Origin of the sequence: Blastopirellula marina DSM 3645 (assembly GCF_000153105.1) — a bacterium.
In the GTDB taxonomy this organism is placed as follows: domain Bacteria; phylum Planctomycetota; class Planctomycetia; order Pirellulales; family Pirellulaceae; genus Blastopirellula; species Blastopirellula marina.
Window position 1 is genome coordinate 3,844,126 of the sequence record NZ_CH672376.1, and the last position, 20,425, is coordinate 3,864,550.

19 protein-coding genes are annotated in these 20,425 nt (G+C 53.9%); 12 read left to right on the plus strand and 7 right to left on the minus strand.

Annotated elements, in window-relative coordinates:
- The first annotated feature begins 53 nt into the window (after positions 1–53).
- The 11 genes from DSM3645_RS17280 (at position 54) to DSM3645_RS17330 (ending at position 12,828) form a co-directional block, all read left to right on the plus strand.
- A complete protein-coding gene (locus DSM3645_RS17280) occupies positions 54–1,160 on the plus strand; it encodes a glycosyltransferase (RefSeq protein WP_161603376.1) in 1,107 nt (368 codons plus the stop codon).
- Between the two features lie 175 nt (positions 1,161–1,335).
- Positions 1,336–2,088, plus strand: coding sequence for an FkbM family methyltransferase (locus DSM3645_RS17285; protein ID WP_161603377.1), 753 nt, complete (start codon positions 1,336–1,338; stop codon positions 2,086–2,088).
- A 275-nt stretch (positions 2,089–2,363) separates the two neighbouring features.
- Positions 2,364–3,476: a hypothetical protein gene (locus DSM3645_RS17290; RefSeq protein WP_131282662.1), complete on the plus strand. Its 1,113-nt coding sequence runs from the start codon at positions 2,364–2,366 to the stop codon at positions 3,474–3,476.
- Positions 3,473–4,606: a glycosyltransferase family 4 protein gene (locus tag DSM3645_RS17295; RefSeq protein WP_002653555.1), complete on the plus strand. Its 1,134-nt coding sequence runs from the start codon at positions 3,473–3,475 to the stop codon at positions 4,604–4,606. The genes DSM3645_RS17290 and DSM3645_RS17295 overlap by 4 nt, the downstream gene beginning before the upstream one ends.
- The gene (locus DSM3645_RS17300) at positions 4,600–5,814 is read left to right on the plus strand and encodes a glycosyltransferase family 4 protein (protein ID WP_002653556.1); all 1,215 of its coding nucleotides are present in this window, start codon (positions 4,600–4,602) and stop codon (positions 5,812–5,814) included. Before DSM3645_RS17295 ends, DSM3645_RS17300 begins: the two co-directional genes overlap by 7 nt.
- 14 nt (positions 5,815–5,828) lie before the next feature.
- The gene (locus tag DSM3645_RS17305; protein WP_161603378.1) at positions 5,829–6,623 is read left to right on the plus strand and encodes a sulfotransferase family 2 domain-containing protein; all 795 of its coding nucleotides are present in this window, start codon (positions 5,829–5,831) and stop codon (positions 6,621–6,623) included.
- Between the two features lie 44 nt (positions 6,624–6,667).
- Positions 6,668–7,855 (plus strand): glycosyltransferase family 4 protein, encoded by a 1,188-nt coding sequence (locus DSM3645_RS17310; protein ID WP_002653558.1) that lies wholly within the window; start codon positions 6,668–6,670, stop codon positions 7,853–7,855.
- Positions 7,852–9,387: a lipopolysaccharide biosynthesis protein gene (locus tag DSM3645_RS28575; RefSeq protein WP_002653559.1), complete on the plus strand. Its 1,536-nt coding sequence runs from the start codon at positions 7,852–7,854 to the stop codon at positions 9,385–9,387. The genes DSM3645_RS17310 and DSM3645_RS28575 overlap by 4 nt, the downstream gene beginning before the upstream one ends.
- A 38-nt stretch (positions 9,388–9,425) precedes the next feature.
- Positions 9,426–10,406 carry a glycosyltransferase family 2 protein gene (locus tag DSM3645_RS17320; RefSeq protein WP_002653560.1) on the plus strand — a complete coding sequence of 327 codons (981 nt, stop codon included), beginning with the start codon at positions 9,426–9,428 and terminating at the stop codon, positions 10,404–10,406.
- A gap of 464 nt (positions 10,407–10,870) precedes the next feature.
- Entirely contained in the window at positions 10,871–11,650 is a 780-nt protein-coding gene (locus DSM3645_RS17325) for a glycosyltransferase (protein ID WP_237564844.1), read from the plus strand.
- Complete coding sequence (locus DSM3645_RS17330) at positions 11,647–12,828, plus strand: glycosyltransferase family 4 protein (protein ID WP_050769413.1); 1,182 nt, start codon at positions 11,647–11,649, stop codon at positions 12,826–12,828. Before DSM3645_RS17325 ends, DSM3645_RS17330 begins: the two co-directional genes overlap by 4 nt.
- A gap of 58 nt (positions 12,829–12,886) precedes the next feature.
- Here the strand turns inward: DSM3645_RS17330 and DSM3645_RS17335 are convergent, their stop codons facing one another.
- From DSM3645_RS17335 to DSM3645_RS17365, 7 genes are all read right to left on the minus strand, one after another.
- Entirely contained in the window at positions 12,887–13,282 is a 396-nt protein-coding gene (locus tag DSM3645_RS17335; RefSeq protein ID WP_040351927.1) for a hypothetical protein, read from the minus strand.
- 55 nt (positions 13,283–13,337) lie between these two features.
- Positions 13,338–13,757: a hypothetical protein gene (locus tag DSM3645_RS17340; protein WP_002653564.1), complete on the minus strand. Its 420-nt coding sequence runs from the start codon at positions 13,755–13,757 to the stop codon at positions 13,338–13,340.
- A gap of 13 nt (positions 13,758–13,770) precedes the next feature.
- Entirely contained in the window at positions 13,771–14,754 is a 984-nt protein-coding gene (locus DSM3645_RS28580) for a polysaccharide biosynthesis/export family protein (protein ID WP_002653565.1), read from the minus strand.
- A gap of 358 nt (positions 14,755–15,112) precedes the next feature.
- Positions 15,113–15,709, minus strand: a complete 597-nt coding sequence (locus DSM3645_RS17350; RefSeq protein WP_040351928.1) for a class I SAM-dependent methyltransferase — start codon at positions 15,707–15,709, stop codon at positions 15,113–15,115.
- Between the two features lie 79 nt (positions 15,710–15,788).
- Positions 15,789–16,505: a DNRLRE domain-containing protein gene (locus DSM3645_RS17355; RefSeq protein WP_002653567.1), complete on the minus strand. Its 717-nt coding sequence runs from the start codon at positions 16,503–16,505 to the stop codon at positions 15,789–15,791.
- Between the two features lie 462 nt (positions 16,506–16,967).
- Positions 16,968–17,693: a PEP-CTERM sorting domain-containing protein gene (locus DSM3645_RS17360; RefSeq protein WP_002653568.1), complete on the minus strand. Its 726-nt coding sequence runs from the start codon at positions 17,691–17,693 to the stop codon at positions 16,968–16,970.
- 82 nt (positions 17,694–17,775) lie between these two features.
- A complete protein-coding gene (locus DSM3645_RS17365) occupies positions 17,776–18,666 on the minus strand; it encodes a PEP-CTERM sorting domain-containing protein (RefSeq protein ID WP_040351930.1) in 891 nt (296 codons plus the stop codon).
- Between the two features lie 553 nt (positions 18,667–19,219).
- Between DSM3645_RS17365 and DSM3645_RS17370 the strand changes: the two genes are divergently transcribed.
- Complete coding sequence (locus DSM3645_RS17370; RefSeq protein ID WP_002652115.1) at positions 19,220–20,350, plus strand: ISAs1-like element ISBlma8 family transposase; 1,131 nt, start codon at positions 19,220–19,222, stop codon at positions 20,348–20,350.
- Positions 20,351–20,425: the final 75 nt, after the last annotated feature.

Consider the following 20,425-nt stretch of genomic DNA (forward strand, 5'->3'; position numbering starts at 1 on the left):
ATCCGCAACGCGCGACGAAGCCCCTGAGGGTCCTGCATCTATACTCCGGAAACATGTTCGGAGGCATCGAGACGATCCTTTCCACACTGGCCCATCGTCGCGCAACCGCGCCGGACATGGAGCCGGAATTCGCGGTTTGTTTTTCGGGCAGACTATCGGACCAATTGTCGGAAGCGGGCTGCATCGTTCATAATTTAGGCCAAATGCGCGTTAGTCGTCCCTGGACAATCATTCGCGCACAACATCGTCTGGCCCGATTGCTTTCTGATCAGCATTTCGACTTGGCGGTAACGCACGCTTGTTGGATTCATGCCTTGCTAGGAGGCGCCGTGCAACGACGACTTCCGGTCATTTTCTGGGGACATGACATCAACTACGGCGAACATTGGATTGAGAAATGGGCTGCGAGAATCCAACCTTGCGGCGTAATCGCCAATAGTGAATCGACGCAAGCGTCGATTCAAGAGCACTTGTTTCGCACAATTCCTTCTAACGTACTGTACTGCCCAATTGAGCGACCTCCCGCGATTAACCAACAGCGGCGCGAGATATTGCGACGAGAGTTTGGCGCAAGTGACGAAACGTTCGTCATCATCCAAGCGGGGCGACTCGAAGGTTATAAAGGACTTCACATTCACTTGGACGCCTTGGCGTCTTTGCCGCAGAGCCGATCGTGGCAGTCCTGGATCGTCGGGGGCGCGCAACGCGACGCCGAACGACAATACTTATCCGAATTGAAAAAGCTCGTTGAACGACGAGGGCTAAGCGCTCGCGTTCGTTTCTTGGGCCAGCGCACTGACGTCGCGAGCATCTTGCAGGCGGGCGATGCATTTTGCCATCCCAATGTTCGCGCCGAACCTTTCGGCATCGTATTCATCGAAGCGTTGTTCGCTGGTCTTCCCATTGTGGCGACGAATCTTGGCGGCGCAAAAGAGATCGTGACGAATGACTGCGGAATATTGGTGGCGCCAAATGACGCTGAAGCGCTCGCAGGCGCTTTGCGACATTTGCTCGATGATCGCAATCGCCGGCGTGAGCTTGGCGCGAACGGACCGGGGCGCGCCGCCGAATTGTGTGACGTAAACGCTCAAATGTTAAGTCTTGAAAATATCCTGCGAGCCGCGTCCCTATCCAATCGGAAAGAGTTGCTCCATGCTTAACGTCTGGAAACCATGGTATCTCTATCGTCCGTCGCAGATCGTGCGCCGATGCCGGCAATTCTGCTCGCCGATTCCTCAAACCGAAACGCTTGTCGAATTGCCATGGGGACAATCGATTCTCGTCGATCCGCAGGAAACAGTCGGGCGTAGCATTTGGACGACGGGAATCTATGAATTGCCGATCACCGAACTACTCTTTCGCTTGATTCGCGAAGGCGATTCAGTGATCGACGCCGGGGCAAACATGGGCTATATGACCTGCGTTATGGCCTATTTAGCAGGCACCACAGGGCGCGTCGACGCATTCGAACCTCACCCTGCGCTAGCACAGCGGTTGCGGAAAAACGTCGGTTTGTTACGTCAATGTCGTCCCGATGCCACTTCGGTCAATATCCACGAAGAAGGCTTGAGTACTTGTGACGGTCAAGCATTCTTAGAGTCTGGTCCTGACTTTGCGAAAAACCAGGGGACTTCGCAGTTAACTTTGCAGCAGTCGGATTCCAATGGCGTTCAGGTAACGGTCCGTACGCTTGACCAAGCGATCGGATCACGCGAAATCGCAGTGCTAAAACTCGATGTGGAAGGGCACGAGACCGCAGTCTTACTGGGTGCAGAAAACGCACTGCGGCGCAAGGCGATCCGCCACGTCATTTTCGAAAACCACGATGGGCCAAACAGCCGACCGGTCTCTATTCTGTCCGACTATGGCTATGACGTGGTGGAAATTGGCTGGACGATTTCGCGACTAATTTTTGGGGGAGCGGGATCCGCCAGACTCTCGAAACGATTTGAAGCGCCAAACTATTTAGCGACCATCGACCTGAAATCTGTACGAGCGACCGCTGATCAGGAAAGCGGCTGGCGCTGCTTACGATCTGGCGTCCACCGGACTGGCAGCCTGAGAAACGGACTTGTAGCTGGAATATGAGTTTGACCATTAATGGCGAAATACCCGAAGCGACGGTCGACGCGCTAGTTCGTCTTTTGCCGCATGATCGAGGCAAGGACCGCGCGCTGCGCTGGTTACTCTGCTTTCTTTTGTTGCTGATAGGGTGTCAGCTGGCGCTGCTGGTACCGGCTCTGGCGCCGGGACGCATCATTTTTCGGTCGGCCGTTTTTGGAGCGAGCTTACTTTTCCTGGTCATTCCTGGCCGAGGAAAATCTCATCCCTCCGCAAAGCTCGTCCCCATAATACTCCTAATCTTGGCAGCTCAGGTTTTCCATCCCAATACGAATACAATCTTTAGCGCCGTCGCGCAAATTGCGCTGATCGCATCGATCTTGGCGCCGCTGCTGTGGGTCGCGCGTCTTCCGATTCAAGAGCGGACGCTCACCCATCTTTTGACCGCTTTCTGGGGATTTCATTGCCTCAGTTCCTTCTTCGGCCTGTTGCAAGTCTACTTCCCCGGTCGGTTTCAACCCCCCGTCTCTCAAGTGATTGGCGAGATGTACCACGATTCGTTAAAAATTACGCTCACCAGCGGAGCCGACGTCTTTCGGCCGATGGGGTTGTCGGACATGCCTGGCGGAGCCGCGACAGCCGGCATGTATTCGACGATTTTCGGCCTAATGTTTTTTCTTACTAGCAAGCGAAGCTTGGTACGCGCCGGGGCTCTCGGCGGAATTGCAATCGGTTTGTTTTGCATCTACTTAAGTCAGGTCAGATCGGTTCTTATCATGACCGGCATCTGCTGCTGCGTTTTGTTGGCGTGCCTTGCCTATCGTGGAGAATGGCGTCGCACTATTTTCGCAGGAGGCATGCTTGCAGCCATTCTGGTAGTCAGTTTCTCCTGGGCGGTCGCAGTCGGCGGTGAGTCGGTAACAAGACGATTATCGAGCCTGATTGACGACGATATGGGAGAGGTCTATTACAAAAATCGAGGACATTTCCTGGAAGACACAATCAACAAGCAGATCCCGCAATATCCGCTTGGCGCCGGCTTAGGACGATGGGGCATGATGCATCGATACTTTGGAAACTCCGACGACCTTAGTTCCAAACCGATTTGGGTCGAGATCATGTGGACCGGATGGCTACTGGATGGCGGCCTGCCGCTCTTGCTGGCATATCCGGCCGCACTGGCGATGGCCTGTTGGTTCGCCTGGCGCGTCACGATATCGCAACTGCCCGGCGACTTGCCTATTCAGGCCGCAGCCATCTTGGCTTACAACGTCGGCGCGATCGCCGTAACGTTCAACTATCCGTACTTCATCGGACAAGGAGGTCTCGAATTCTGGCTGCTCAATGCGGTATTGTTTGGGGCGGTCCATTTCGCCAAAAAACGGGCCGCTTGGGAATCGTATCTAGAAGCATGAAATCACATATAATCGTCACCGGAGACTTCGTTCGCACGGGAGGAATGGATCGCGCCAATTACGCTCTGGCCGACTATCTCTCGCGATGCGGCGACATGGTGCATCTGGTCGGGCACCGCGCCGATTCTACGTTGGTGGAACGACCGAACGTTGAATTTCATCGCGTTCCCAAGATTGCAGACTCCTACTTTCTTAGCGCGCCTTGGCTGAATCGCTACGGACAATACTGGTCACGGCGATTGGGGGCACAAGACGGCATAACGCTCGTTAACGGCGGAAATTGTTTGCTGCCTGCTGTGAATTGGGTGCACTACGTTCACGCCGCCTACAGTCCGAAGCGCCGAGGGACGCTTCCTCGGCAACTCATACAGAATTGGAAAGTTCGGACGTACGAACAGACCGAACGTAGCGCGTTGGGGATCAGCAAGTTGATTATCGTCAATTCGGAACGAACGAAGCTGGATTTAATGCAACGACTTCAGGTGCCGGAAGATCGCATCCGGCTAGTCTACTATTCGGTCGACTTGGATGCATTTTATCCGGCCGATGTTGAAGAGCGCGCAGCGACTCGCAAGGATTTGCAATGGTCCGATGACCGCAAGTACGTCTTATTCGTCGGTTCGCCAAGTGATCCCCGCAAGGGATTTGATACGGTGCTGCAGGCCTGGAAAGCGATTAATTCGCAGACTCGCGAAGATTTGACGCTCGCCGTACTGGGACGTTTCGAACCAAAGCTTGAACAGGAAGTTGAAACTGCCGGGCTCAGGCGTTGCATTCAGTTTTTTGGATTACGCTCCGATCTTGCAAGGATTCTTCGCGCCAGTGACGCGCTTGTTTCGCCGACTCGCTACGAAGCCTATGGATTGGGAGTGCACGAAGCCCTTTGCTGTGGAATTCCGACGTTCGTTTCATCAGATGCCGGCGTCGCCGAACGCTATCCAGAATCGCTCAACGCATTCCTCTTGCCTGACCCTCATGGCGCGACGGATCTCGCAGAGCGTCTGCAAAATTGGCGTCGTGCTCCAGACGCCTACCGCAATGATTGGCTGAATCTGGCGAGTCAACTACGCAGTTACACTTGGGACGACGCCTCGCGAAATATTCTGGAATACGCTCAATCGTCATGTTAACCATCAACGTCGAGAATCGAAAAAGCCTGCGTATCGTGCTGGTAATGCTTGAACCGCCGCTCCCATTTGGGAACGCCGCTGGTCGATGGTTCTATGCATTGTTAAAAGGGTTGGTCGCACGAGGACACGACGTGACGGGATTCGCAGCTTGCAGCAATCCAGATGATATTAAGCTCTCGCAGCAACTTTTCCCGGCGCCGCAGTATGATTTGAGGCTGTTTCCGTTTCCGCAGAGAGGCGGTTTAGCGGCGAAGTGGCGTTCGTTTCGACGTCCTTATTCGTATATGTTCTCTGACGATCTCATGAAGAATTTGAAGGAGCGTATTTCCAAGGAATATGATGTGCTTCATATGGAGCATCTCTGGTGCGGCTGGCTGGCTCCGACGAACGCATCCAAAACGCTGATCAATATTCACTACCTTTTCTCCATCGACTTGGCGGAAACCTCGAAATGCAGTTGGCGTCAGTGGCTGGATCACCAACTGATGCTTCGAGGAGAGCGTATTTTGCTCCAGGGCCCCGCACATTTTCTGGCCCTTTCCGAGCGCATCGCCGGCGCGATTCATGAGCAATACCCTTCGACGAGCGTCGACATCGTTCCGCTGGGGATGGACCTTGAGAACTACGACTTCATTCCCGACGAGCAAAGAACCCCGGAGCCGGTCATCAGTGTAATTGGCTCGATGGGTTGGTATCCCTCGAAATCCGCAGCCGAACGGCTGCTCCGCGATCTCTGGCCAAGGATTAAACGACGCGTACCTAACGCCCGAGTTCAAATCGTTGGATGGGAGGCCCGCCGCGTCCTGCAACAATATGTCGGAATGCCAGACGTCGAAATCCACGAGAACGTGCCCGACATTCTCCCCTATTTCCGGCAAGCCGCCGTGCTGCTCTACGCTCCGGGGCGAGGAAGCGGCATGAAAGTGAAAGTGCTCGAATCATTCGCCATGGGGGTGCCTGTGGTGACGACGTCCGAAGGAGTGGAAGGAATCCCTGCGCAGGACGGCGAGCATGCCGCAATTACGGATGACGATGCAGAATTGGTCGAGCGAACGGTACAACTACTAACCAGCGTCGAACTGCAAAACTGTCAGCGAAAAGCGGCCCGACAGTTGTTGGAAAAATGTTGCAGTGCGCCAGCGGCCTTAGATCGCTTAGAAACGGCCTACCGCCGGTTAATTTTCGCGAATCGCATTTCCCCTGTTTAAATTTGGACTTGTTGATGTTTCGCCGTAGCTTAGCCCGTTTCAAAAAACGCCCTCTCTATTTCTTGCATATCAACAAGACGGCTGGCACGACTGTGACGGCCGCGTTTGGAGAATGCATGCGTAGGAAAGGTGTGGAACAGTATCTACTGCGAGAACGCATTTGCGGCCCTCAGGAGTTTGAGGGCCTTCGGTCGCTGCCAGCGGATCGAATCGACAGCTATTCGCTCTACCGGGGACACTTCGGGTTGTTGCTACCACAAATTATTCAAAGACCTTGTCGTATCGTCACCATCCTGCGCGACCCCGTTCGCCGCATCGTCTCGCATTACCACCATATCAAACGGTCACCGGATCGAAAGCATCACCAGCGAATCGTCGGCGGCAAGATGTCGCTTTTGGACTGCCTGGAAGACGAAGTTCTCCGCCCCATCTTTTGGAATATGCAAGTCCGTCACTTAGGTTGGAGCCCACTGATCTCACGCGAAAAGCTGCTTCAATTCGATTATGAACCCTGGGATGATCCGCAAAGCCTGCCGTGCGCCGAAGATGAACAAGCCATGGTGAAACGCGCCAAGGAGACGATTGATCAGGCGGAGGTGGTCGGTGTGACGGAGCAGTTACCGAAATTTTTTGGCAAGGTCGCCAAAACGATAGAAATCCCATTCCAGCCGCCAAGCAATCGTCGAATGGTAGGCGAGTATTCCGCAGAACTGAGTCCATCGGAGATCTCGCAAATTCAGGAGTGTTGCAATCTCGATCAGGAACTGTACGACTACGTTCGTTCGCGAGTGGAACGAACCGGCGGTTAAGCCGATCGTGCATCGTAAATGGAAAAACGCGTGACGAACAGCGAATGAAAATCGAATCCACGACAGCTCCGATCGAAGCCGGTCCGCTCAGGGTCGGATTCAATGCAAACCTGCTGAGCGATCCCGCAATGCGGGGCTGGAATCGTTATGCCGTCAACCTGCTGGAACACTTACCTTCCGCAAACGTGCAATTGGTTCTTTATTCGATGGAGCCGATCGCCGGACAGTTTCTCGCTCGGTTTCGAGACGATTCATGCGTTCAATCTGTCTCCAGGAAAATGAACTACACGAAGTGGGAACAATGGTGGCTGCCACGTCAGTTGCGCCGCGACGGCATCGAAGTATTTCATTCCCCTTATCACTTCGGAATTCCTTTCGCCACGAAGTGCCCCTGCGTGGTCACCCTTCATGACGCGATCGGCCAACAGCGCTGGCCCCAGTTTAACGGATGGCGACACGCGATGCAGATCGGCAATTGGGCGAATTATGGTTCGCACGTTGTCGCTCGGCGCAAGTCGACCAAGGTCATCACGGTCAGCCGCTTCTCCCAGTCCGAACTCGTGCGACGACTCAGCGTCGATGCGCAGCGGATCTCCATCATTCCTGAAGCGGCGGATCCGATATTCGCGACATTTCCCGCGGAAGAAAAGATTCAAGAGACCGCCGCGCGCTTTCAACTTGCGAAGCCCTATCTCTTCTACATTGGTGGATTTGAAGGACGCAAGAATCTCGACTTTCTTCTCAAAGCGTTTGCGGCTGCAAACCTGAAAGACGTCGTTTTAGCGCTTGCCGGTGGAGACGACGACAACCGCGATCGCTTACGTCGGCTTGCAGCGGAACTAGAGATTCTCGACAACGTTCGCTTCTTGGGCCGGGTCGACGATGACGATTTGCCTTCCCTCTATCGTCATGCGATGGCGTTCGTCTATCCAAGCCTTGAGGAAGGCTTCGGCCTGCAGTTGTGCGAAGCGATGGCGATGGGATGTCCCATTCTGGCTGCGAATGCGACCAGCTTGCCAGAAGTGTTGGGAGATGGCGGAGCCCTGTTTAACCCGACAAGCGTCGACGATTTGACCTCCCTGCTGCGGAAAATCGCCGAGGATCCCCTGCTCCGGCATTCACTATCCCAGTGTTCTTTGCATCGCGGCAAGCAGTTTTCCTGGCAAGAGACTGCACGGCTTACTCGCGTCGTCTATGAATCGATCGCTCCGCGAATGGGAGCCATAAGATGAGTCGCACGCAGCGATCGATATGGACGTTACTTTCGAGCGTCTTTACTAGCGGCACGACGATGCTAACCGGACTGGTCGCAGTTCCGCTATTGCTACGCTATTTGGGAGACGAGCAATTCGGAGCGTTTCGCGCAATTACAGATTGGCATGCGCTGCTGGGTCTGGTCGAACTGGGGCTCGCACAGGCCCTGCGCGCCGTCTTCGCCGAGGCAGTCGCCGGGGAGGCCGAGTTTCGGGCACAGGAAGTCTTCGCATATGGGAAAAAAATTTACATTCGCTTGGCCGGAGTTCTAGCCATTGCGACGCTATTGTTGGCCGGAGCGATTCCTTGGCTAGTACCCGTTTCGCAAAAATATGCGTTGGAATTGCAGATTGGGGTGCTCTGCTTGCTCCCGATAAGCGCCGTTTTTCCGTTCAGTCTTTATTTGTACGCGACAGATGCGCGACAACGCGGCTATTGGGTCAATCTTGGACTGACGGTTCAATCATTGTTGATCATGGGATTCTCACTTCTTTTCGCCGTTTGGGGTGGAGGAATCATCGGTCAATGTATCGCCTATTCGATCGGTCATATGTTCCTTCCTATCGTTGCGCGGTTTTCGTTACGGCAAACGGAAGGAGGGAATTCGACGCCCGACACTTTGCGACCAGTGGCCCTGGAGTCCGTTCGCAACAAGCTAAACAAATTGAACTACGCAGCAATCTTGATGCAAGTCACCGGGAAAGTTGGGCTAGAGACCGACAAGATTCTTGTGGCGTTCCTCCTCGGCGCCTCCTCCATCGTCCCCTTCTTTGCGACGCAACGGCTTATCCAGTTGGCCCAAAATCAAGTATTGATGCTGGGGAGTTCAAGCTGGGCGGCGCTAGCGGAACTGCATCATCGGGGCGAAAGCAAAAAATTCAACGAACGATTGATCGAGTTGACGAGTTATACGGCGGTTATCGCATTAGCGTTTTGCATCTCGACAGGTATCTTCGCACAACGATTCGTTAAACTTTGGGTGGGCGAGGATCTATTTGGCGGTTGGCTTCTAGTGATTGCCGCGATGATCGTCGGCTACGTTCATCCGGTCATCGCTCAATGGAAGTGGGCGTTTGGCGCGACCGCCAAATCGCCGCTGCTTGTACGGTTAAATCTCTATTGGGCGGCTGTCAACATCGTCGTGAGCGTCGTCGCTACCTATCTATGGGGACTGGCTGGCCCGTTGATCGGAACAGCCCTCAGCACGACGCTCCTATTGTTCTGTTGTCTGCCATACATGCTGGAGCGCGAGTTCGGTATGTCGAAAAACGCAGCTTTCGCCGCAGCGTTAAAACCGTTGCTACTGGGCGTACCCTATGCGGCGATCGTTTGGTGGTTGTCGCAGTATCGGCAAAATCCTGGTTGGTTCGAACTGGCGATCTGGATGTCCGCCACGGCCGGAGTTTATCTGATCGCCTGTTGGTTTCTGATCTGGGACGCCGAGATTCGTGCCATCTCGAGACGTCGCGTTGGATCGCTCCTTCGCCTACCGCAAAAAAATCCGGCATAGCGGATCACCGCCACACGCGCTCTCACCGGCAAGAAAACATGAATCCCGCAACCGACTCTCAACTCCTGACCTCAAGCGTTTTAATTCCGACCTTCGGTCGACCAGCGTCGCTGCGGAACTGCTTGGAATCACTAACCCGACAATTGCACCGGCCGGACCAGGTTTTGGTGGTTTGGCAGGCGGACGACGTGGAATCGCGCAATGTCGTCCGCGAATTCCAGAATTCGGACCGGCTATCGGTTCAAGATCTTCATCTGGAGCAACCCGGCATTGTTCCCGCCGAAAATCTTGCCCTGCAAAATGCGAATGGAGAGATCATCGTGCTGATTGATGACGACGCAGTCGCAACCCCGGATTGGCTCGCGCGGCATTTGCAGTTTTACCAAGATCCGTCGGTCGGCGCAGTGGGAGGCCCGGCCGACAATTTTTCTTCTGCAGGTCCATTTCCCAAGCGAGCCGTCGAACCGGTTGGACGCATTCATTGGACCGGCAAGATCTCGGGAAACATGTACGATCAGATTGACCAGTGGAGGTTGCGACCGCCGGAAGACGTCGATCATCTCGTCGGCTACAACTTCAGTCTGCGGAGAAATGCGTTCGACAAGTTTGACGAAAACCTGCGGCGCTATTGGCAATTGTTCGAGTTGGACGCCTGCCTGCAGGTTCGTTCTCGCGGCTATCGAGTTGTGTTCGACTATGCCAATGTCGTGGACCATTATCCCACGAACACGGCCTATAGCGGCGGACGAGAAGGGGATCTGCAAGTAAAAGTTTTAAATGGCCTGTTCAATCGAGGATACATTTTTTCCAAGCATTTTTCAGCTCGTCATCGAAAGCTCGCTTATTGCTACCAGATCTTCGTGGGAAACCTCAGCGGTCCCGGCGTCTTAGCTTCCTGCTTAGCGACCTGGCGATTTGGCAATTATTTTCGCGAGATGCGACTCCTCCGGGATTCCATCGTCGCCTTTCAAGAGGGTTGGACTTTAGGGAGCAGAAGCCGCTCGACGCCCCACCGGTGACTAGACGACGAAATGCCATCGGATACCGATTCCATGGAATGCGAACGCCTTCCCTTGCACCGCGACCACTTCAGAACCTTCTACTTATGTCAAGACTAAAAGTACTTTCCATTGGCCACTCCTATTGCGTGGCGATGAACCGAGGAATTCTGCGAAAAATCGCGGAGGATCCAGAATTGGACATAACCGTCGGTGGGCCCGCCTTTTTTCATGGCGACCTTCGTCCGATTGAATTCGAACCGGAACCGACGGGATCCAAGCTCAAAACTATTCCAATCTCGACGCGACTTTCCCGGTATATTCACCTCTTCTGGTACCATGGCGGACAATTACGGCGGCTGGTCCGCAGTTCCGAATTCGACGTCATTCACGCATGGGAAGAGCCGTACATTTACGCCGGATATCAAGTGTCGAAAAGCTGTCGCGACCTGCCGTCACGCTATTGCTTTCGCACTGCCCAAAGTATGAACAAACGCTATCCTCCTCCCTTCAATTGGTTCGAGAAGTCGGTCCTACGGCACGCCAGCGGATGGATCGCAGGTGCGAGCCTGGTACACGAGCAAATGTTGAATCGGGGTTACTCGGCGCCCGCCGGCACGATTTTGAATCTGGCCGTCGACACTTCCACATTCCGGCCGTTAACGGCAGAACAAAAAAGCCAAGTGCAACAATCGCTGGGTCTGCAGGGGCCGGTTATTGGATTCAATGGGCGATTGGAAACAGATAAGGGAGTGGAGATCCTGTTGGCGGCGTTGGAAAAAATCAAACATCGCTCCTGGTCCTGTTTCTTCATGGGAAGCGGTCGACTGGAAGTCAGGATTCGACAATGGGCGCAATCGCACGGTTTAAAAGACCGGATCGCCATCAAATTGATTCCACATTCCGAGGTCCCCTCGTACCAGGGCGCAATGGATATCATGGTCGCTCCCAGCCAAACGATGCCCAATTGGAAGGAGCAATTCGGCCGCATGCTGATCGAAGCGTTCGCCGCGGGCGTTCCCGTCATCGCGAGCGACAGCGGAGAAATTCCATTCACGGTCGGCGATGCCGGAATCATCGTCCCCGAAAGAGACGTCAACCAGTACGCCCAGGCGATCGAATGTCTACTGGACGATGATCAGAAAAGAAATTCGCTGATCGGAAAGGGACTGCAGCGCGCCGAGCATTTCAGCGTCGATCAAACGGCCGAGCGCTACAAGCGGTTCTACCGTGAGTTGGCGAGCCGCGAAAAGGATCGATCGTGACCAGTCGCCATTCGACAAGTTCGATGGGCGCAACTCCGAGCCTGGATGAATCGCCGGTCGCCCGCAAAAGCCTCGGCATCCTCTGCGATTTTCGGGAAGAGAACTGGCCGAGCATGGATCTGGCGGCGGAAATGCTGCACCAGGAAATCGGCAAACGGAACGATCGGTCTTGGGCAGGCGAATTAATCCTTCCCAACTATCGCCGACGGTTTACGTGGACCAAGCGTTTGATCGGCGAGAAGCATGCAGGGAATCTCGATCGGCTCTACAATCGAATGCGGGCATATCCGCAGCACTTGGCGTCGCTTCGCCCACACTCATTTTATCACTTATGCGATCACAGCTACGCCCACTTGTTACATCGCCTCCCTGCCGGCAAAGTCGGCGCGTTTTGTCATGACTTAGATACATTCCGCTGCCTACTAGAGCCGGAACGAGATCCGCGTCCACGCTGGTATCGTCACATGACGCGGTCAATCCTTGACGGGCTGCGCAAAGCGGCAATTGTCTTTCATCCGACCGTTCAGACCGGCAGAGAAATTTTGCAGTACGGCTTGGTTTCGCCGGAGAAGCTCGTCTTGGCGCCCAATGGAGTCGCGAGCGAGTTTACTTCCGTCGACAGATTGGATGACTCCGAACTCTTGCAAGGCGAGTCCCCATTTCTGCTGAATGTCGGCACTTCCATTCCGAGGAAGCGAATCGACGTTCTGCTGCGCGTGTTTTCTCAGACGCGGACCTTTTGGCCGCAATTACGCTTGGTTCAAATTGGCGGCCAATGGACAACCACACAACAGACGCTGCTTGATGAACTTGAAATCCGTCCTCACGTGACCCAACTCCGCGGCCTTTCTCGAAATCAATTGGCCGCGTACTATCGCGATGCGGCAGTCGTCGTGCAGCCAACCGAGGCGGAAGGCTTCGGCCTCCCGATCGTCGAGGCACTTGCATGCGGCGCCTTGGTCGTCGCCAGCGATATTCCCGTGCTGCGTGAAGTCGGCGGCGAGGCGGTCATATTCGCCTCGGTCGGAAACGTTAATGCATGGAAGCACGCCCTCGTAAATGTTAAAAGTGGAAGGCATCCGAGCAGTTTCGCGCGGCTTTCCCAAGCGGCGAAGTTCGCATGGCGATCTCAGGCAGAGACGATTCTCGCAGCGTATGATCGACTCGCAGGCGTTTAGTAATCTGCGCGATTCCCCCCCTTCAATGCGATTACGATGCAAAGTTTCCCTCCCCTATCTATTGCACGCCGAAATAACCAGTTCCTCGCGAGTAGCCGCCAAAATACCCACCGTAGTTTTGAAACATAGCGCGATGTCCTGTCGGGTTGAGCAGCGAGTTCTCCGCTTGATCTATCTCCTGCTGCTGACGATTCACCTCGCTACGGAGCTGAGTGATACGCTGAGCCTGACTAGTATAAGCGCTGCGAATCTGATTTTCGGGGCGGATGATGCGGTAATAGCTAAGTGCAGGGTCAAAACTTCGATTTCCCAACAGCAGATAAGGACTGGTCGTCGGCAGCCGGTTCGGTTGCAGCCGTGGCGGTTGCATTACATCCTGAGCGAACGAGACGTCCATGCACGCGAACGTCAAAAGGGTCGCTACGAAAGCGAGAATAGAGGTGCGACGATTCATGATCGGGGTTCCTTTTCATTTCAACGAAGGAAAATGTCGGGTTCGACCAATTGCGTTACTGCGCTAACGGGGTATCGACGATCTCAATTTCAACCGCGTCGCCAGGGACCGGCGGCGCGAAGGTCGTCTCAAACGGACGCCATTGCGGCTCAAAATATCCATACCCATTTCCGCCAACCGGCGGAGCGATGGGATGCGCGAAGCAGTGCTTCGGCCATCGGAATATGAAGTGAGTCGCATCCTTGGCGACGCGAAGCAAATAGTTCGTGTCGTGCGGATGGTGTGCATAGTTCTCCGTTGATGCGCACGCGATGTAATCCGTATCGCAAGACATCAGAGGAGGAGGAGCGACCGTAAGTTCTGAAACAAACGATCGATACCCTTCTCCACTTCCGGCCGTGTTTTGCGCTTTGCCATGAGATGCAGTGAACAATAGCAGTGCGAAGCCGAACGTCGCTACAAATGAGTTTCTCATTGGCGGTAGAATCCTAGAAACCAAAATTATTATTGTTTGCGTTAGGATTGTCGATTTGCTGAACTGTTCTCGTACCCAGCAATACGACACCCAAGACTCGTTCGACTGGCGAAATCAGTTTCGCTAAAGCGTTATCGATGGAGATCATCCGGTCCGCTTCGACATAGATGCGGTCCCCCGGCAATATTTGATAATTTGTCGTCGTAATCCCTTCAGCGACAATCTCGCTCCAATTAACGTCCAGAACCTGGGCGCAAGAACTCCCCGCCGGCGCCGGTCTTACCACCCAAATATCGCGAGACGACACTTCGGATAGCCCTTGAACCTGGGCGATCGCGTCAAGTACTGTCTCACTGCCGGTGCACGGCAACCGAACAACCCGTTCGCCATAGCCGCCGCCATCCATGACGACGTAAAAAGTCTTGCTGTTATAAGAAAGAACGTCGACATATAACTCAGGCTGGTAAATGTACTGCGCTAGATGGGTTTCCAAGAGACTCTTGATTTCGTCCAATGTCATCCCGGCGACGTAGACGCTGCCGTACACGCCGAGCGCAAGGGTTCCGTCTGGTCGAACCAAGTGTTCCCCGCTAATCGCCTGTTTTCCTGCGACATCGGGCAAGATCAGCGATACTTGAGGCGCTCGCAGGCCAAATCGATCTTTCAACACTTGCAGCACCAACTGCTGCGCTTCTTCAACCGTTTTACCAGCAACAGGATAGGCTCCGTAGTACGGGCCGAGATCGATCGAGCCGTTCGCTCCCACAAGATAGATTGCGTTGATGGTCTTAAACGCCTGCTCGAATTCGACGGCCGCCTGGTATTCAAGCGGGCTCGTCTCTTGCTCGACGTCCGGCTCCAATGGCAAGCCTCTGGCGATCTGCACCAAGACCTGATCTCCAGCGCGCAGCGTGCTGAACGGTGGTCGAATATTATTGACCGCTTCAACTAGAAGAATGTCCGGCGCAGCGACGCGGTACTCGGGGTGGGTCGTCATTTCGAGTTCCCTCGGCACATCCAGCAATGGGTCCGATGGATGCGAATGATGGGAAAATGACGTGCAACCAGCAAAAAACGCTAGCGATACTGCTACCAGAATCCAGTTACCAGTCGGTTTTGAGAGTCTGGTCGTCGGAGGCGTGGTTTCCATAGTCCGGTGTCGAGGCTGGCCAGCGTTTGTGCTAGAGATGGCATCCTTTTGATCGGCAATGCCCACACAATCTCTTTAATCGGAATCGTCTGCATGCCCCCTAAAATCCATATTCTTTCCGCAATCGCCACATCCTTACTGGCGCGTTCCCCGAAAGCCCTCCGACGTCCATCGCCCAAAGAGTTGACGATCTACGATCGAATAATCAGTGAGGTCGCTGCCAAATTCCGGCTGACTTGACGCCATTGCTGCTATGATCAACCAGTTCCCAATCTTCCGGAATCGTTAGGTGGGCCCAATCTGGCCAGCGCTGCAGATCGTCGATAATTAAGAAGCCCCCCGGTGCAATCTTTACCGCCGCTCGTCGAGCACAGATGGTGCGATAGTGCCCGTCAACCAGAACGACGTCGAGGGACTCAGCAGGAAACGAGTCAAGAATTCCTACGTAGTCGGGAACCGGGTCGTAATCAGGCTGTTCGGCAACTTCCAGCGGATGATTGAGCGGCGTCAGACGCAGATCAACGTTCGACTTTCGCGCCAAACGCAATTGTTCGCCAACGTGTCGATACCAATCGGCGTCATATTCAATGCTGACGACCGTTTCGGCTAGTTGAGAGAACCAATGAGTGGAACGACCGCAACCAAACTCTAGCACCGTCATGGAGTCATGAATGTGCTTTTCGCAAAAAGCAATCGTCCCAGGACATAGCCAAGGGGCGTTCGGGTTACGCCGCTGCCAAATGAGATAGCGAATACGTTGCCCGGCTTGCCAGGGATGACGTACCCAATACGTTAGATTCATCCTCACCCCGGCGCGCCTTCTTGGACGTATTATCAACTCTGATGTCGACTCGTCCCAATCCCAAAAACTGCTATGCCGCCTAGTCCTGAAGAGCCCCGATACGTCGACGCAAACCAAAACCCACGAAAGGGAGTCCAACGGCGGCAAGCATCGTCAACGTACCTGGCAGCGGCGTCTCAACAACTTGCAACATAGAAAAGCCGTTCGGAATCATATGGACGTAGTTGGTACCAACCGACGTCGAACTGGTAAGCCTCACGACGATAAATGATACGAAGCCATCCGTGTCGGCATTCAAAAACGTCGCCAATGCACTGCCGGTGATCTGACCAATTCCGGTACCGCCGACAGTTGAAAACGTTCCCAAAGAAGTAGCCGCACTTGACAAAACGCCGCTTCCGGAAGAAAGGTCATTCGCCGGGGCGTTATTCCAAGTCAATGTGTTCGACGACCAATCGGACTCTCCTTCATCGATTCCAAAAACGGCGAACTCGTAGCTCGCAGAGCCTGGACCTTGCGGTTGCGTGCTCGTCAAAAACGTCAGTGAGAGGGTCGCTTCGCCGACATGTCCAACGGAGGAAACGTCAAACCCTAAATACGCCTTACTAGCATTGCCACCGGCGATGTCGCCAACCTGAAGAAACGGCGAAGCGCCAAAACTTGAGTCGGGCTGATTCTGTTGGACATACGAGTCCTCGCTCACGGGTATAAGCAATTCCGCGTTCGCTGTGCCACCACTGGCCGATGCAGACAGTACAGCGATTACAACGATGAAGAGACTTTTCTGGCGAACCATTTCGTTCACTCGAACTAGAAAGTTAAAGCTCTTTTGTCGGGAAAAAACAGGAAATCCTATCCCGCAAAGTTTTGCCTAATGAGTAATGAGTAACGTCATTGTCTCTACATTCGACGCAAATTGCAATTACCGTTCCGAAAAAGACAGGCCCAGGGGTTACGTTGCTGGACGTTGGATGGCGTCGATTTTCTGGCGAATGGTGGAGCTATGACTTTCGACTCTAAAAGCCCCCAGCTATTCCTCACGAGCGAATGATCTGCGCGAGACGACCCGACTTATAAAAACTCGCGAATCGGTTCGTTCAAGGGGATCTAAAAAACACTTGCACAACAGTAGCTGTAACGAAAATCCTTCGTTTGTCGAGCGATTCATCCGATTTCAATTCTCGGCACAGGGGCAAAAAAGGAGATTGCGAATTAACTCGAATTCGCAATCTCCTTTCGCACATCGACATCTCTGCCGTTATTCGGCGGTTACGCGTTTGCGACGACGGCGGAACGTTAGCAGCCCAACGCCTCCGACCACGGCAAGCAGCAACGAGCCCGGTTCAGGCGTCGCGGTTGGGGGCTCCGGCAGATCGAGCGTGCCTGTCACATCCCAAACATATCTGGCGGGGGTGAAGCCAGTCTCGTAACTTCCGTCGGCGAAGAGTGCGAATTCCGCTCCCGTGATTGCGAAGGTTCCCGCATAGTCGAGCATGCCCAACCCGAAGCCTGAGGCGTCGTACGTTAACATGATATCCGCCAACAGATCAATCTGCGAAATGACACCCCCTACGAACGTCGCTGTTCCGGTAAAGCTATTGATCGTCGTCGCATATCCAGTATTAAAAATCGCATCGTCATCGGCAATGAAGTCGTCAAAATCCGCGGTGAAAGCGTCAATCGCGACAGTCCCGCTTCTACCCGCCGGAGCGGTGAATTCGATATCAAAAAAGCTATTGAAGTCTCCGTCGTTCAAAAACGCGATCTGCGAACCGTCGCCGACCGGGACATAGCTCCCATCCGCTTCATATTCGCTGATCAAATACGAACCCGGCTGATGGTCAAGTTGGACGAAGGCGTCCGAAAAGTACTCAGACCAACGGCTCGAACCATCTGCGGTCGCGTCAATACTTAACGTTTCCGCATAGACGGGCCCTGCGATCCACATCGTGATAAACAGGCAAATCCAACGACAAAGTTTCATAGTCAATCTTTCCGAATATCTTTGAAAATAGTTTTGGGAGAGGGCATTTCGTCATCATGAAAAACTAAGAGGCTCATGCAGTTCAACCGTTTCGCTTTCGCCGCAGACAAATCGCGACCGCTGAGATGCCCGATGCCAGCAATATCCAACTCCCCGGCTCAGGAACTGCCGCAACGGCGTCAACGCTTCCAGAGCGATTCAGCACCAGGCGCGTATCGGCGAGAGCTCCTAGTACGGAGTTAACGGTTTGCGTTACATCCAGATCAAACGCGAACTGGTTTCCGGCGAAGGTCAACTGGCCAACGAACTGGGCGACGGGACCGCCAAATCCCGCTCCTTCCTCCCACAGGGGGAAATTGAGCGTTCCGCCGTCGCCATAAAACGCCACCGTCACGGCGACATCCGCGATCAAATCGATACTCGTCAGTTCGCCATCGACGAACGTCAAACCGTTACCCGACGAATTGGATGACGATAGGGTATATCGAAACGGAAAATTTCCGATTCCAGTTCCGGTATTGTGGGGCGAGTCGTAGGAATGAAAATCGCTTGCGTCCAGCACCACACTGAATTGGCTCGGCGAAAGAACTTCCGTACCGGTTCCGCTCAACAAGCCATCGTCGTACGAAATATCACCGATATCGGTGAAACTGAAATCGGAATCAGTGATCGTCTTGTTATAGACGACATGCTCCGATTCTTCGGCATAGATCGACGCCGCCGAGAGTGGATTGACGGCGATGCCAATCCAGCGTCCTAAATCTTCGTCGTAATAGTAGGGATACTCCGTGATCTCGTTAGGATCCGACGTCTGATTCGGCTCATTCGCCCACCCCTTAACGCTTGAGAAAGAAAGGTAGCCCGAATGATCGTTGCCCGACAAGTCAATGCTGACGGTTGCTGCGTGCGAGTTGGTCGCACCGAAGCCGGCTACAAACAAGCAAATGGAACGGAAGTAACTGTTGCAAATCACGATGATCCTACCTGTGTACCCACCCCGTTTCCTACGTCGAACAGAGCGATCAATTGCTGCGGAAACGGTGCGGACTAAAACGTGCGATCGGAAAAAAAGATTGGACCGACAATTCCCCGCCGTCTGCACGACATCGCACCAATACGGCTGGCAAGAAGACCTGCGCGCATGGTCCAAGAGGATTTCACTCAGCACCAACCACCTAATTTGAATCGATGGTGAAACAGTCATCGCCTTAGAGTTAAGGGATGGTTGTTTCGCGGGCCGCAACGGCTTGTAATCGCTGGCGATGGCTTGCTGATTTGCACGGCGACGTCATAAAATTGACACCGAGACTCTTAGCAATCTCCGTACCGCTGCGTGAAAAGCTCATCGAAACATTCTAACCTATAACAGAGACTAGGCTTATAACGATTGCAACGATGCCACGGGCTCTCTCTCCACGGCGATTGCGCCATGATGGGCAACCTGCGACAATCCGGCAAGTGCGTCTTGGCGGTTTCGTGATTGCTTGATCGCGGCCAAGCGTTTGTCTTGCCGAGAGTTGTTCAGCATGTCGTCTTCATCGCGCGCTTCGATTCAAGAACACTTCGCCGATCTGACGGATCCGCGGACTCGCAAGGTAACTTATCCGCTAGTCAACATCGTCACGATGTCGCTCTGTGCGGTGCTAGGTGGAGCAGATGATTTCGTTGCGATCACTGACTGGGCCGAAGACAAGAAAGAGTGGCTTTCGCAGTTCCTCGACATGAGCACCGGCGTTCCTTCGCATGATCGCTTCAACGCGATTCTCGGCGCTTTGAAGCCGGCTGAATTTGAGAAGTGTTTGCTTAGCTGGATCACTTCGTTGCAAGAGATTACCGATGGGCAGATTATCGCGATCGACGGCAAAACTTTGCGGCGCAGCTTTGACGCCGCCAGCAGCAAGGCCGCGATTCATATGGTCAGCGCCTGGGCGACCGCCAATCATGTGAGTCTCGGGCAAGTCGCGACTGACGCGAAGAGTAATGAGATCACGGCGATTCCGAAATTGCTCGAAATCATCGAGGTTTCCGGCTGTTTGGTGACGATCGACGCGATGGGTTGTCAGAAAGAGATCGCCGCCAAGATCGTTAACGCAGGCGGTGATTACTGTCTGGCGATTAAAGGGAATCAGCGTTATCTGCATCAAGCGATTCGCGATCACTTCGCCGCTGCGATGGAAATCGACTTTGCGAAAATGAAAGTTCACCGCCACGAGACGCACGAGAAAGGGCATGGCCGCGAAGAGTCGCGTTACTACTATCTCTGTCCAATCGACGCCGATGATTTTCCGTACGCCTCGCGTTGGACGAAGCTGAAGGCGATCGGAATGACGATCAATATCGTCAAGCAAAACGGCAAAGAGACGAGTGAAGTACGCTACTACATCGTGAGCAAATATCTCACCGGCAAACGCTTCGCCGAAGCGGTCCGAGGGCACTGGAGCATTGAGAATTCGCTCCACTGGCAACTCGACGTAACGTTCGGCGAAGACCAAAGTCGAATCCGCAAAGGCCACGCCGACGTCAACTTCAGTCTGCTAAGAAGAACAAGCCTGAGCTTGTTGAAGAACAACAAAACGGCGAAGGTGGGCGTGAAGAACAAGCGGCTAAAAGCTGGAAGGAACGACGCCTACTTGTTGGAAGTGTTGCTGGGGACGTGATTTATGGTGCGATCGCCGTGGCTCTCTCTCATCTAGCTAGAGGAGAGGAATTAATCCCATCGCACCAGGAAAATC